The 12,447-nt window shown below is 68.7% G+C and carries 14 protein-coding genes; 6 read left to right on the top strand and 8 right to left on the bottom strand.

Annotation, left to right across the window (positions count from 1 at the left end):
• Positions 1-10: 10 nt before the first annotated feature.
• Together rapZ and ABWP84_RS01250 are read right to left on the bottom strand one after the other, a co-directional pair.
• A complete protein-coding gene (gene rapZ, locus ABWP84_RS01255) occupies positions 11-976 on the bottom strand; it encodes an RNase adapter RapZ (protein WP_353210169.1) in 966 nt (321 codons plus the stop codon).
• Complete coding sequence (locus ABWP84_RS01250; RefSeq protein WP_353210168.1) at positions 973-1,419, bottom strand: HPr kinase/phosphatase C-terminal domain-containing protein; 447 nt, start codon at positions 1,417-1,419, stop codon at positions 973-975. Before ABWP84_RS01250 ends, rapZ begins: the two co-directional genes overlap by 4 nt.
• 118 nt (positions 1,420-1,537) lie before the next feature.
• On the opposite strand from ABWP84_RS01250, the gene ABWP84_RS01245 reads away from it, so the two are divergent.
• Positions 1,538-2,449, top strand: coding sequence for a serine/threonine dehydratase (locus tag ABWP84_RS01245; protein ID WP_353210167.1), 912 nt, complete (start codon positions 1,538-1,540; stop codon positions 2,447-2,449).
• Positions 2,450-2,520: 71 nt separating this feature from the next.
• On the top strand, positions 2,521-3,597 hold the full coding sequence (locus ABWP84_RS01240; protein ID WP_353210166.1) for an MFS transporter: 1,077 nt from the start codon (positions 2,521-2,523) through the stop codon (positions 3,595-3,597).
• Here the strand turns inward: ABWP84_RS01240 and ABWP84_RS01235 are convergent.
• Positions 3,566-4,186 carry a TIGR04282 family arsenosugar biosynthesis glycosyltransferase gene (locus ABWP84_RS01235; RefSeq protein ID WP_353210165.1) on the bottom strand — a complete coding sequence of 207 codons (621 nt, stop codon included), beginning with the start codon at positions 4,184-4,186 and terminating at the stop codon, positions 3,566-3,568. The genes ABWP84_RS01240 and ABWP84_RS01235 overlap by 32 nt on opposite strands.
• Positions 4,187-4,231: 45 nt before the next feature.
• On the opposite strand from ABWP84_RS01235, the gene ABWP84_RS01230 reads away from it, so the two are divergent.
• Positions 4,232-5,644: an FAD-dependent oxidoreductase gene (locus ABWP84_RS01230; protein ID WP_353210164.1), complete on the top strand. Its 1,413-nt coding sequence runs from the start codon at positions 4,232-4,234 to the stop codon at positions 5,642-5,644.
• Positions 5,641-6,330, top strand: coding sequence for a VTT domain-containing protein (locus ABWP84_RS01225; protein WP_353210163.1), 690 nt, complete (start codon positions 5,641-5,643; stop codon positions 6,328-6,330). Before ABWP84_RS01230 ends, ABWP84_RS01225 begins: the two co-directional genes overlap by 4 nt.
• Here ABWP84_RS01225 and ABWP84_RS01220 read toward each other — a convergent pair.
• A complete protein-coding gene (locus tag ABWP84_RS01220) occupies positions 6,314-7,060 on the bottom strand; it encodes an enoyl-CoA hydratase (protein ID WP_353210162.1) in 747 nt (248 codons plus the stop codon). The genes ABWP84_RS01225 and ABWP84_RS01220 overlap by 17 nt on opposite strands.
• A gap of 60 nt (positions 7,061-7,120) precedes the next feature.
• Complete coding sequence (locus tag ABWP84_RS01215; protein WP_353210260.1) at positions 7,121-8,461, bottom strand: formimidoylglutamate deiminase; 1,341 nt, start codon at positions 8,459-8,461, stop codon at positions 7,121-7,123.
• Between the two features lie 131 nt (positions 8,462-8,592).
• Here ABWP84_RS01215 and ABWP84_RS01210 point away from each other — a divergent pair, with 131 nt between their 5' ends.
• Both ABWP84_RS01210 and ABWP84_RS01205 read left to right on the top strand, forming a co-directional pair.
• Entirely contained in the window at positions 8,593-9,336 is a 744-nt protein-coding gene (locus tag ABWP84_RS01210) for a hypothetical protein (RefSeq protein WP_353210161.1), read from the top strand.
• 127 nt (positions 9,337-9,463) lie between these two features.
• Positions 9,464-10,417 (top strand): Gfo/Idh/MocA family oxidoreductase, encoded by a 954-nt coding sequence (locus ABWP84_RS01205; protein WP_353210160.1) that lies wholly within the window; start codon positions 9,464-9,466, stop codon positions 10,415-10,417.
• 48 nt (positions 10,418-10,465) lie between these two features.
• On the opposite strand, the gene ABWP84_RS01200 is transcribed toward ABWP84_RS01205, so the two are convergent.
• Genes ABWP84_RS01200 through ABWP84_RS01190 form a run of 3 tightly spaced genes read right to left on the bottom strand, consistent with a single transcriptional unit; the run spans position 10,466 to position 12,431 of the window.
• Positions 10,466-11,200, bottom strand: a complete 735-nt coding sequence (locus ABWP84_RS01200) for an amino acid ABC transporter ATP-binding protein (protein WP_353210159.1) — start codon at positions 11,198-11,200, stop codon at positions 10,466-10,468.
• Complete coding sequence (locus ABWP84_RS01195) at positions 11,197-11,850, bottom strand: amino acid ABC transporter permease (protein ID WP_353210158.1); 654 nt, start codon at positions 11,848-11,850, stop codon at positions 11,197-11,199. The genes ABWP84_RS01200 and ABWP84_RS01195 overlap by 4 nt, the downstream gene beginning before the upstream one ends.
• On the bottom strand, positions 11,847-12,431 hold the full coding sequence (locus ABWP84_RS01190; protein WP_353210157.1) for an amino acid ABC transporter permease: 585 nt from the start codon (positions 12,429-12,431) through the stop codon (positions 11,847-11,849). Before ABWP84_RS01190 ends, ABWP84_RS01195 begins: the two co-directional genes overlap by 4 nt.
• Positions 12,432-12,447 lie beyond the last annotated feature (16 nt).

Here is a 12,447-nt window from a genome sequence, read left to right as displayed (position 1 = left end):
GCGTTATGGGTCATTCAACAGTCGTCATATGGGTGTCACGGGGGGCGATATCAGGAAGCAAGTCGGGGTGGCCGTTTTCAGCGTGCGGCGTGTTAGACCCGCGCGCGATCTCGGGCAATTCCCGGTGCGCCAACTCCACCCGCCAGCCATGCATCGAGGAGGTCTCGGCCAGATGGGCTGCGAGCTTCTCCGCCACGAAAACCGAGCGATGCCGCCCACCGGTGCAGCCCACCGCGATGGTGAGATATTTCTTTCCCTCGGCCACGTAGCGCGGCAGCAACGGGTCCAGCAGCGCCGTCAAATTCTGCCAGAAGGCGGGGAAGGCAGCATCCTCAGCGACATATTCAGCCACCCCGGCGTCGCGACCGGTGAGTGGCTTGAGTGCCGGCACATAATGCGGGTTGCGCAGGAAGCGCATGTCGAACACCAGATCAGCCTCGCGCGGCAGGCCCTTGGGAAAGCCAAAGCTCTGCACCGTGATGGACAGGCCCGGCGCGCCCTCGGGGCGAAAACCCGCCTCCATTCGGCGGCGCAATTCGGGCAGCGGCACATCGGTGGTATCGACCAAAAGATCCGCTGCCTCGCGCAGCGGCGCCATCAGCAGCGTCTCGCGCGCAATGCCATCCTGCACCCTGGTGCCGAAGGGCCCGCCAGGGGCGAGGGGGTGGCGGCGGCGGGTCTCGGTGTAGCGGCGCAGCAGCACCGCATCCTCGGCGGTGGCAAAGAGCAGCGTGGGCGCGAGATCGGGCCGCAGGCGCAGCCTTTCCAGAATTTTCAGCAGCGCCGGCGGGTCGAACCCGCGCGAGCGTGTATCCACCCCCACGGCAATCGGCAGGTCGCCATCGCCCAGCAGCGCCTCCAGCACCGCGAGCGGGGGGTTGTCCACCGTCTCGAAGGAGAGGTCTTCCAGCATATTGAGGATGGAGGCGCGCCCCGCGCCCGACAGTCCGGTGATGATCACCACCGGGCGGGTCATGGCGCGAAGGCACCCGCGCGCTGGCGCAACCCACCCTGCGCCGCGCGCAGCGCCCAGGAGAGTTTTTCCGGCGCAGCGACATCGGCGGCATCAAGCGGAAATTCAGGCACATCGCGGCCCAGCGCCTGCCAGCGCGAGGGCTGCGGCAGCCGGGCAATGCTCGAGGCCGGGCGCAGCCGCGCAGCCAAGGCCAGACGGGCGGGTGCCGCGGCCAGGCCTTCAAAGATACCCAGGCCGCGGATTTCCAGCATACCGGATAATTCCGCCGGCGCTGCCGCCATCAGGCCATCCTCCGTGGCGGCGAGGTCCACCTGATCATCGGCAACAAGGCCCCAGCCGCGCTCCATCATGCGAAGCGCCAGGGAGGATTTGCCCGATCCGGGCACACCCAGGAGAAGAACGCCCGCGCCCCCGAAGGAGATGCAGGACGCATGGAGACGCATGGGTTGAATTCCGGACGGGGGGTCATTCCGAAAAGCTTTATGCCGGAAATGTGCTCAAGGCGAAAGTGTGGCCCGCCGGCCTTGGCGAGAGACGCCTGTGCGGGCATGCAGCAATGCCATGAGCATCACCCAAACCACCATCGCCGCCGCCCATGCCCGGATCGCCGGCGATATACGTCGCACCCCCATTCTGCGGCTGGAGGATGGGCTCTGCCTGAAGCTCGAACAATTGCAGCGCGGCGGCAGTTTCAAGGCGCGTGGCGCCTTCAACCGGCTGCGCCAGGCGGGCGATCTCTCGGCCGGCGTGGTCGCCGCCTCGGGCGGCAATCACGGGGTGGCGGTGGCTTTGGCAGCCCGCGCGCTGGGGGTGCAGGCCACGATCTTCGTCCCCGAGGTCAGCAGCCCGGCCAAACAGGCGCGCATTGCGGCGCTCGGCGCGCGGCTGGTGGTGGGCGGTGCCGGCTATGCCGATGCGCTGGCGGCCTCGCAGGCTCATGTGGCGCAGACCGGCGCGCTTGCCGTGCATGCCTATGACCAGCCAGAGATTCTGGCCGGCCAGGGCACGGTGGCGCTGGAATGGCAGGAGCAGGCGCCCGAACTGACCCATGTGCTGGTCGCGGTGGGCGGCGGCGGGCTGATCGGCGGCATGGCCGCCTGGTATGCCGGCAGCACAACGCAAGTCGTGGCGGTGGAGCCGCAGACCAGTTGCGCGCTGCATACGGCGCTGGCCGCCGGGCGGCCGGTGGATGTGCCGGTCAGCGGCCTCGCGGCCGATAGCCTGGGGGCGCGCCAGGTGGGCGGGCTGATGTTCCCCATCGCTCAAACCCATGTCGCGCAATCCGTGCTGGTCAGTGACGCCGCGATCAGCGAGGCGCAGCGCTGGCTCTGGGCGGAATGCGCGGTGCTGGCCGAACCGGGCGGTGCCGCGGCCCTGGCCGCCTTGCGCAGCGGCGCCTTTGTGCCGCCACCCGGTGCGCGGGTGGGCGTGCTGGTCTGCGGCAGCAATACCGCACCGGGCAGCGTGGCCTGAGCGCGCCCCCCATCCGCTTCGCCGCCGCCACCTTCATCGCGGCGGCCACCCTGGCCTTTGCCGGGGTGTGGATGAGCACGCCGCTGGCGGCGGTGCTATTGACCGAGGCTGGAGCCTCGCCGGCGCTGGTTGGGCTTTATGCCGCCTCGGTCTGGGTGGCGGCGCTGCTCACAGCGCCGGGCACGCCCTGGTTTGCCGGGCGCATTGGTGGCGCGCTGCGGCTGCATCAGGCGGCGGGGCTGGTCTGCGGCCTTGCGCTGCTGGCGCTGGCGCTGGACCCGCCCTTATGGCTTTGGTTCGTCATCGGACCAGTGCTGGGTGCAGCCTCCTGCCTGACCTGGACCACCGCCGATGCCATGGCCGGTGCCATGGCGAAGCCAGGCCAGGAGGGGCGGTTCCTGGGCCTCTATCAAACCTTCGTCTCGGCCGCGATTGGCGGTGGGCCGGCCATGCTGTGGCTGACCGGCGTGCAGGCCAGTGCCTTTGCCGGCTGCGCCGCGCTGATGGGGCTGGGCCTGCTGCTGACACTGCGCCTGCGCGAGGTGGTGGGCGCGGTGCCGCGTCGCATGCGCATCAGCATCCCACGCCTGCGGCCGGTGGCGCTTATGATGCTCGCCCCCGCCGGCGCTGCCTTGCTCTGCGGCGCGCTGGAGAGCACGGCGGGTGCCGTCTTCCCGGTGCAGGGGCTGGCCATGGGGCTGGGGGCAACGGCGGCGGCGTCGATCGTGGTGGCCACGGGCTTTGGCAATATGCTGGCGCAATACCCGGTGGGGCGGGCGGCGGATCGCTTTGGCTCGCATCGCGCATTGCTGGGCTGTGCGGTGGTGGTGGCGCTGGGTTCGCTCCTTTGGCCCTGGCTGGCGCCGGGCTGGGGAATTTGGCCGGTGCTGGCGGTCTGGGGTGGCGCGGCGGGCTCGATTTATACGCTGGGCATGGTGCGGGCGGTGCAGCGTTTTGCCGGCCCGGCGCGCGCCTTGGGCATGGCGGGGCTGAACACCGCCTATCTTCTGGGCGGCGCGGTGGGGGCGCCGCTGGGCGGGCTCTTGCTGGAGGCCGTGCCGGGCTGGGGCCTGCCGCTGGCGCTGGCCGTGCTGGCCTTGGGCGGCGGGCTGGTGCTCAGCCTGGCGGCGCTGCGACGCGGCGGGTGAAGGGGGCAGCGGCGAGGTGGAGTTTTTCCAGGTCCTCGGCCTCGTCAATATCGTGCCATGGGGCGGTGAGGTGGATGCGAAGCTCCCCCGCTGCCGCCAGGGTGGCGGTGAGCGTCTCAGCGCAACTCCAGGGAATACCCTGGAACAGATGGGGTGCCGGGGCGCGCAGGGCCACCGCGCAATAGCCGCCATCATGCGCGGGGATGAAAGCGGCATCATGGTCGGCCAGCGCGGCAAATGCCTCCTCGATCAGGGCGGGCGGCAGGTCCGGGCTATCGGTGCCCATCAGCAAGGCCGGGCTGCCCTCGGCGAAGAGGGCCGCGAAGGCCGCGATCATCCGCATGCCCAGATCACCCGGCACCTGCGGGCGCAGGCGCATGGCCGGCGGCAGCAGGCGGGCCACCTCCGCCCCGCCATCATCGGGGGCGAAAAACGCTGTGGCCGCCCCCAGCGCGCTGGCCAGCACCGCGCTATCGGCCAGGAAGGCTTCGGCATATTCGGCCGCCCGGGCCGCGCCCAAACTGGCGGCCAGCCGGGTTTTGGCATAGCCAGGGCGCGGCGCCTTGCACATCAGCCCGACCACGCGCATCCAAACCACCCCACCTGACCGCGACCTCCAAACCGAAGGCCACGCATGTCCCGCAAACCTCACCTGAAGAATGGCATTCTGCAAGCCGATCTCTGCGTTATCGGCGCCGGCTCCGGCGGGCTGAGTGTGGCTGCGGGGGCAGCCCAGATGGGTGCGGCGGTGGTGCTGATCGAAAAACACCTCATGGGCGGCGATTGCCTCAACACCGGCTGCGTGCCGAGCAAGGCGCTGCTCGCCGCTGCCCATGCCGCACAGGCGCAGCGCAGTGGCGGTCGTTTCGGCGTGGCCCCGGTGGAGCCGCGGGTCGATTTCACCCAGGTGATGGCGCATGTCCATGGCGTGATCGGCGCCATCGCGCCGCATGACAGTGTGGCGCGCTTTGAGGGGCTGGGCTGCACCATCATTCAGGCCCCGGCGCGCTTCACTGGCCCTGGCGAGGTGGAGGCGGGCGGCCAGCGCATTGCAGCACGGCGCTTTATCATCGCCACTGGCTCGCGCGCGGCTTTGCCACCCATTCCCGGCCTGGCGGCGACGCCCCATCTCACCAATGAGACGCTGTTCGGCTTGCGCGAATTGCCACGCCATCTCGCGGTGATCGGTGGCGGGCCGATCGGCCTGGAAATGGCCCAGGCGTTTCGCCGGCTCGGCAGCCAGGTGACCGTGCTGGAACGCGCCACGATCCTGCCCAAAGACGAGCCCGAGGCTGTGGCCGTACTTCGCGCAGCCCTGGCGGCCGAGGGTGTGCGGATCATCGCAGGGGCGGCGATCACCCGCGTCGATCCAGGCCGCATCACCCTGGCGGATGGAATGGTAGAGCCCAGCCATATCCTGGTCGCCGCCGGGCGGCAGGCCGTAGTGGATGGGCTGGGGCTGGACGCCGCAGGCATTGCCTTCACGCCACAGGGCATCACGGTGGATGCGGCGCTGCGCACCACCAACCCACGCGCTTTCGCCATTGGCGACTGCGCGGGTGGGCCACAATTCACCCATATCGCCGGGGCCCATGCCGGGGTGGTGATCCGCCGCGCGCTGTTCGGCCTTCCGGCGAAGATGGATTATCGTGCCCTGCCCTGGGTGACCTATACCGACCCGGAACTGGCCCATGCCGGCCTGACCGAGGCACAGGCGCCGGGCTGCAAAACCCTTCTCCAGCCTTTCTCGGGTAATGACCGTGCGCAGGCCGAGGGCGTGAGCGAAGGGCTGATCAAGCTGGTGCTCAGCCCCAAGGGGCTCATCCTGGGCGCCACCATCATCGGCCCGGGTGCCGGCGAGATGATCAGCCTCTGGGGCCTGGCCATCCAGCAGCGGATGAAGATTGGCGCCATCGCGGGTGTAACCTTCCCCTACCCCACCTTGGCCGAAATCGGCCGAAGGGCGGCAGGGGCATGGTTCACCCCCACGCTTTATGGCGCGAAGACGCGATTTTTCGTCGGCCTCACGCAAAGGTTCCTGCCGTGAAAAAGCTCTGGATCGCTCTCGCCCTTGTGGCGCTGTTGCTGCCGCTACGGTTTTCTGGCCTGGGGGAATGGCTGTCCTTCGATACGCTGGCGCGGCACCGGGTGACGCTTTCGGCATGGGTTTCGGGCCATCCGTTGCTCTCGGCGGGGGGGTTCGTGGCCATCTACACGGTGGTGGCGGCCCTCGCTTTGCCGGGTGCGGTGTGGCTGACGCTGGGCGGGGGGTTTCTATTCGGCGCGGTGCTGGGCACGGCGCTGACCGTGTTAGGTGCCACCATGGGCGCCACGCTGCTCTTCCTCTTCGCCCAGCGTGTCTTCGGCGCCGATGCGCTGCAAAAACTGGGCCCGAAGGCCGAGGGCCTGGCGCGCGGCATCCAGGCCAATGCCTGGTCCTATCTGCTGGTACTGCGCCTGGTGCCGCTATTTCCCTTCTTCCTGGTGAATCTGGTGCCGGCATTTTGTGGCGTGCGGCCTGTGGTGTTCATCGTGACCACTGCCTTGGGGATTATTCCCGGCACCGCGGTCTTCGCGCTCAGCGGGGCGGGGCTGGGCCGGGTGCTGGATGCAGGCGGCACGCCCAGCCTCTCGGGCATTCTCACGCCCGAGATCATTGCCGCCCTTTGCGGTTTGGCGGCGCTGGCGCTGCTGGCGATCCCGCTGAAGAAGCGGTTCAGCGCTTCCGGTTGACGAAGGCCGCCATCATCTCGCGCGGTTCATCGGTGTGCCAACTGGCGGCGAAGGCGGGGATGCCGGCGGCAATCGCCTCGCAGAGCGGCAGATCCTCCCATTGACGGATCAGCGCCTTCTGATTGCGGATCGCCACCGGCCCGGCATGGGCGATCAACTCGCACCATTCGCCACAGGCGGCCTCCAGCGCATCGGGCGCCACCACGCGCTCACAAAAACCCCATTCCGCCATGGTGGCCGCGGAAAAGGTCTCGCCCAGCAGCAGCAGACGGCGGGTGCGGCCCCAGCCGATCAGGCCTGGCAGCAGGGCGGCCTCGACCACCGAAGGGATGCCAACCCGCACCTCCGGCATGCCGAATTGCGCGGTATCGGCGGCGATGCGCAGGTCGCAAGCGGCGGCAATCTCCAGCCCGGCACCCAGGCACCAGCCATTGATCCGGGCGATCACCGGCACAGGGCAATCGCGGATGGCAGCACAGGCGGCGTGCACCCGCTCGATGAAGCCCTGGCCTTGGGCTGGGGTTTCCACCCGCGCCATTTCGGTGATGTCAGCACCGCCGATGAAGGCACGCGCACCCTCGCCGGTCAGCACCACCGCGCGGGCAGAGGCCGGGACGGCTGCAAAGGCCTCGGCCAGCGCCAGCAGCAGCCCGCTACCCAGCGTATTCAGCTTGCGGTCATTCGCCACGGTGACGCGGGCGAAGGGGCCAGAGAAATCGGTGGTGATCAATGGATCACAGCCCCGCCATGGCGCGAGAGCGCGGCGCCGCCCATTCTCTCTCGGTTTGGCTCATGCCCAGATCTCCCTCATGGCCTTGATATATTCCTCACGAATCTGCCGAGCATGGATGTGCTGGCCGCTTTCCACCAGCACCTGGCCCGCCACCGCCACGCTCTTCACCACGCCCCGGCCGGGACCAAAAACCCATCCATCCAGCGCCGCATCCCCCGCAAGGCCCAGCAGGTCGGGGTTGGTGGTGTCCAACTCCACCCAGTCGCAGCGCAGGCCCGGCGCGAGGCCGCCAATCGCCGCGCCCGCGGCCTGAGCGCCACCGGCGAGGGCAGCATCGAAAAGCTGCCGCGCAGGGTGGGGCGAGGCCTCGGAGGTTGCCACGGCGCGCAGTTGCAGCTTCAGCCGCTGGCTGGTCTCGAGCTGACGCAACTCCTGCGCCGGATCGAGGCAAACCTGGCTGTCGCTGCCAATGCCCAGCCGGCCCCGCCATTGCGGCAGCCGAAAAATGCCATCGCCCAGCGAGGCCTCAGTCTGCGGACAAAGCCCGGCCACCGCGCCGCTCGCGGCCAGCCCCGCCACCTCGGCATCATCAAGATGGGTGGAATGAATGAAGACCCAGCGCGGGCCGGCAAAGCCATGGGCCAGCATCCAGGCGGCGGGCCGCAGGCCGGTCACGGCCTCGCATTCCGCCACTTCGCGCTGCTGCTCGGCCAGATGCATGTGGATGGGCAGCGCGGGTTCGGCGGCGATGGCGGCGAGCATCTCCGGTGTTACGGCGCGCAGCGAATGCGGGGCGAAACCCAGCGCCAGCAGCGGGGAGGTGTGGCGGCGCAAATCGGCCATCATGGCCATGTAGGTATCCAGATCATGCAGAAAGGGCCGCTGCCCGGGCAGCGGATCGGCCGCAAAAATCCCGCCATGGCGGTAGAGGCTGGGCAAGAGCGTCAGCCCGATGCCGGTGCGGGCGCTGGCGGCAATCTGGCGCAGACCCATTTCCTCACGCGTGGCGTAGGGCGTGCCGTCAGCGCTGTGATGCAGGTAATGGAATTCGCAAAGATGGGTATAGCCGCGCTCCAGGCATTCCATCTGCATCTGCGCCGCCACCGCCTCGGCGCGGTCCGGGTTCATCCGGGCGACAACGGCGTACATCGCCTCCCGCCAGGTCCAGAAATTATCGGCCGTGGCGCTGCGCCGCTCGGCCCGGCCGGCCATGGCGCGCTGGAAGCTGTGGCTGTGCAGATTGGGCATGCCGGGCAATATGAGGCCGAGGCGCCGGGCCGCCCCGGGCGGCGCGCCAGGCTGCAATGCGGTGATGCTGCCGGCGGCATCGGCCTCGATCAGCACATCGCTGGCCCAGCCCGATGGCAACAGCGCCTGTTTTGCCCAGAATACGACCATGCGCACCTCCGATCCCTTATCTAGCCGGCTTGCGCCCGCCGCGCGATGCATGGCAGGGGCGGTTTTCCCGATCGCCCGGGGGCGTGGCACGATGATAGTGTCAGCCGGCACGGCCACACCGAGGAGCAACCATGTCTATCGCCACCCCCTTCCCTGCCGGCGGCTTCCGCTTTCTGCCGGGCGGACAATTTTCCAACGCCATCGCCGCCGAGCCAGGCTTTGCGCTGCGCCGCGTGCGCTTCCTCGCCCCCATGCCGCTGGCCCAGGGGCTGGCCGCGGCCGCGCGCATCATCACCGCGGCGGGGCGGCCGTTGGAGGCGCTGGCGCTGTGCGAGTTACGCTCCCCCCTGCCGCTGCCGCGCGATGAATTCCTGGCCTTCAATGAGCGCTATCTGGCGGCGCTGCGCGACAATGGCTTCGCTGCGGCAAAACCCTACCCGATCGGCCGCAGCAACCTCGCCCCCATCCTCTCCCCCCCGGCCGAGGTGGCGCTCTATGCAGTGACCTTCACCGTGGAGGTCTCCGGCGGCGGCGAGGATTTCTTCATCTCCGGCAAGCCCGAAAGCCGCCAGGGTGTGCCCTGGGAGCAGGGGATCGTCGGCGGCGATGATGTCTCGGAGGCCGGTCTTTTGGTGAAGGCCGAATATGTGATGGCCGAGTTGCAGGCACGGATGAGCGAGATCGGCGCCGAGCCTGCGCGCATCAGCGGCGCACAGGCCTATACCATCCATCCGCTGGCACCGGTGCTGCAGACCGTGCTGGGGGCCGCACCGCTGAACCTGGGCGGGGTGACGCTGGTGCCGGCGCATCCGCCTGTCACCGGCCTCGCCTTCGAGGTTGATCTGCGCTCGATCAGCGAGGAGTGCCTCGCCTGATCCCACGGCACCCTGCGCCATGTGGGCGCTCTGGGCCTTGGGGAGGCAGCGGAACGCATCCGATGTCACCCGCATGGCGGCTCGCCCGCTTCACGGCTAGCTTTGCTGGGTTTCAGAGAGGCATTGCATGACCACCCCCATCCGCCTGGGTATCATCGGTTTTGGCATCATGGGCGAGCGCCTGCTGCGTGCCGCACTCGAACACGCCGGGGAATTCGTCACGCCCAGTGGCGTGTGGGACCCATCATCGGCCGCTGCGGCACGGCTCGCGGCTGTGGCCGGGGCGCCGGCCATGCTGGGCTCGACCGAGGCGGTGATCGCGGGGTGCGACTGCCTCTATGTCGCAGCCCCGCCTGCGGCGCATGTGCCCCTGGCCGAGGCGGCGCTGGCCGCCGGCAAAGCGGTGTTTCTGGAGAAGCCACTGGCCACCGACCTTGCCGCCGCCCGGGCCTTGGTGGCCGCCTCTGCCGGCGCGCGGGCGGCGGTGAATTTCCCCATGGCCTCATCCCCGGCGGTGGCACAGCTTGTCGCCTGGAAGGAGGGGCTCACGCCGCAATCCCTCGCCATCGAGGTCGCCTTCGCCACCTGGCCACGCCCCTGGCAGCAGGATGCCGCGGGCTGGCTGGCGCGCCGCGCCGAGGGCGGCTTCACCCGCGAGGTGGTCTCGCATTTTCTGTTCCTGACGCGACGCATGCTGGGGCCGCTGGCACTGCAAGATGCCAGCGCAAACTACCCCGAAGGCGATGGCGCGGAGAGCGCAATCACCGCACGCCTGACGGCGGGTGGCCTGCCGGTCAGCCTCACCGGCGGTGTCGGCATCACCACCAAGGACGACCATAATTGCTGGACCCTGAATGGCGCCATCCGCCTGCGCGACTGGTCCTTCGCCGAGCGGGCGGGAGCTGACGGGCTTTGGGCCCAGGCGGCCGATGCGCTGCCCAATGAAAAAATGCGCCCCATGGTGCTGCGCGGCCAATTGCAGGCGGTGGCGGCGATGACGCGCGGCGAGGCGCATCACCTCGCCACGCTGAGCGAGGCGCTGGAGGTTCAGGAAATCGTCGAGGCGATACTCAGAGCCTGAGCAAAAACCGGCAGCGCGCGAAGGGGGGGCGCTTTTTGGGTCTGGCGCTCAGCCCTGCACCCAGGCCACGCGGCTGAGATAGGTCTGCAGAAAGCTGCGAATGCGCGGCTCCGCCGCCTCGGAAAATATCACTTGCGGCGTGCCAGTCTGCACCATCTGACCATGGTCGAGAAACACCACGCGATGCGCCAGCCCAGCCACAAAGCCCATCTCATGGCTCACCACCAGCATGGTGGTGCCACTCGCCGCGAGGTTGCGGATCACATCGAGCACCTCGGTGGTGAGTTCGGGATCCAGCGCGGCGGTGGGTTCATCAAAGAGCAGCACCCGCGGCTCCATCGCCAGGCTGCGGGCAATCGCCACGCGCTGCTGCTGCCCGCCGGACAGCGCCGCAGGCTTGCGCGCCGCCAGCGCGCCCAGCCCCACCTGGGCCAGTGCCGCCTCGGCCTTTTCTGCCGCCGCCGCCGCCGGCATTTTGCGCACCAGGCGCAGCGCGAGGGAGACATTGTCGCGGGCGGAGAGATGCGGCCAAAGATTGAACTGCTGGAACACCATGCCAATGGCGCCATCGCCGGGCTGGGTGGCGCGGCCCTCCACCTGCACGCTGCCGCCGACAATCTCGTCCAGCCCGGCAATGCAGCGCAGCAATGAGGATTTGCCGGAACCCGAAGGGCCGATCACGCCGATCACCTCGCCGGGCATCACGTCGAGGTCGATGCCGCGCAGGATCTCGGTGCTACCCACGCGGCGTTGCAGGCCGCGCAGTTGAAGTATCGGGCTCATGCCGCGAGCGCCCTCTCAATCCGCCGCTCCGCCGCGCGTGCGCCCCAGGCGGTGAGTTCCGCCAGCGCCCAATAGACCAGTGCCAGCACCAGCATGGTCTCGGCGAAGGCGAAGGTGGCGGTGCCCACGCCCTGCACCCGGAAGGTCAACTCGGGCACGGTGATGATCGACAGCACGGCGGTTTCCTTGATGAGGATGACGCAGAGATTGGCCAGTGAGGGCAGCACGCCCAGCGCAATCACCGGCAGCATGATGCGCAGCACCGCCTGAAAACGGGAGAGCCCCAGCATGCGCGCCACCTCCAACTGCCCCGGCGGCACCGCCATGAAGCCCGCGCGAAACACCTCGGAGAAATAGGCAGCGCCATAAACCGAGAGCGCCAGCAGCCCCGCCGTCAGCGGTGCCAGATCAATGCCGATGAAGGGCCCACCAAAATAGAGCAAAAAGCACTGCACCAAAAACGGCGTGCCGCGCACCGCCTCCACCGCCACGCTCAGCGGCAGGGCCAAGGGCCATGGCGAGAAGAAGCGCAAGGCGCCAACCACAAACCCTCCGGCCATGCCCAGCAGCACCGCGGCAATCCAGATCGCCAGCGTCACCGGCAGGCCCTGTGCGGTGGCGACCAGGCTATCCTGCAAGGCCTGCATCATACCGCGCGCCCCCTGGCGAGCAGGGAGAGCGAGACATTGATGATGAGATAGATCGCCCCGCACAGCGCATAGGAGGGCAGAGGCTCGAAGGTGCTCGACGCCAAGGCCTGGGCGCTGCGGGTGAGTTCCAAAATCCCCACCACCGAGATCAGCGAGGAGGCTTTCACGATCAGGATCGCCTCATTGATAATGGCCGGGCGCATGGCCTCCACGGCAATGGGCAGTTGAATGCGCAGCAATATCTGCCGGGGCGAAAGCCCCAGCAGCCGCGCCGCCTCCACCCCGCCCTTGGGCACCAGGGCAAAGCCGCCGCGCAGAATTTCACCCATATAGGCGGCACAGCACAGCCCCACCGTGCCCACGGCGGCCACAATGGCCGGCAGGTCTATGCCGATGAAGGGCAGCGCGTAATAGGCGAGCAGCAATTGTACCAGCATTGGTACGCCGCGGAAAAAGCTGATGTAAACCGCCGCCCAAGCGCGCCCGCGCAGGCTCGCCACAGCAATCGGCACCCCCAGCGAGAAGCCGATGGCGATGCCAAGCGCGGAGATCCATATGGTCGCCCAGGTCGCTGCCATCATCGATGGCAGCGCCTCG

The sequence above is a fragment of the Rhodovarius sp. genome (assembly GCF_040399605.1).
GTDB lineage: Bacteria > Pseudomonadota > Alphaproteobacteria > Acetobacterales > Acetobacteraceae > Rhodovarius > Rhodovarius crocodyli_A.
This window is presented reverse-complemented; position numbering and strand designations above follow the sequence as displayed.

Excerpts from the sequence above, each read along its gene's own strand:
- rapZ (WP_353210169.1), bottom strand. The coding sequence starts at position 976 with ATGACCCGCCCGGTGGTGATCATCACCGGACTGTCGGGCGCGGGGCGC.
- ABWP84_RS01250 (WP_353210168.1), bottom strand. The coding sequence starts at position 1,419 with ATGCGTCTCCATGCGTCCTGCATCTCCTTCGGGGGCGCGGGCGTTCTT.
- ABWP84_RS01245 (WP_353210167.1), top strand. The coding sequence starts at position 1,538 with ATGAGCATCACCCAAACCACCATCGCCGCCGCCCATGCCCGGATCGCC.
- ABWP84_RS01240 (WP_353210166.1), top strand. The coding sequence starts at position 2,521 with ATGAGCACGCCGCTGGCGGCGGTGCTATTGACCGAGGCTGGAGCCTCG.
- ABWP84_RS01235 (WP_353210165.1), bottom strand. The coding sequence starts at position 4,186 with ATGCGCGTGGTCGGGCTGATGTGCAAGGCGCCGCGCCCTGGCTATGCC.
- ABWP84_RS01230 (WP_353210164.1), top strand. The coding sequence starts at position 4,232 with ATGTCCCGCAAACCTCACCTGAAGAATGGCATTCTGCAAGCCGATCTC.
- ABWP84_RS01215 (WP_353210260.1), bottom strand. The coding sequence starts at position 8,461 with ATGGTCGTATTCTGGGCAAAACAGGCGCTGTTGCCATCGGGCTGGGCC.
- ABWP84_RS01210 (WP_353210161.1), top strand. The coding sequence starts at position 8,593 with ATGTCTATCGCCACCCCCTTCCCTGCCGGCGGCTTCCGCTTTCTGCCG.
- ABWP84_RS01205 (WP_353210160.1), top strand. The coding sequence starts at position 9,464 with ATGACCACCCCCATCCGCCTGGGTATCATCGGTTTTGGCATCATGGGC.
- ABWP84_RS01200 (WP_353210159.1), bottom strand. The coding sequence starts at position 11,200 with ATGAGCCCGATACTTCAACTGCGCGGCCTGCAACGCCGCGTGGGTAGC.
- ABWP84_RS01195 (WP_353210158.1), bottom strand. The coding sequence starts at position 11,850 with ATGATGCAGGCCTTGCAGGATAGCCTGGTCGCCACCGCACAGGGCCTG.
- ABWP84_RS01190 (WP_353210157.1), bottom strand. The coding sequence starts at position 12,431 with ATGATGGCAGCGACCTGGGCGACCATATGGATCTCCGCGCTTGGCATC.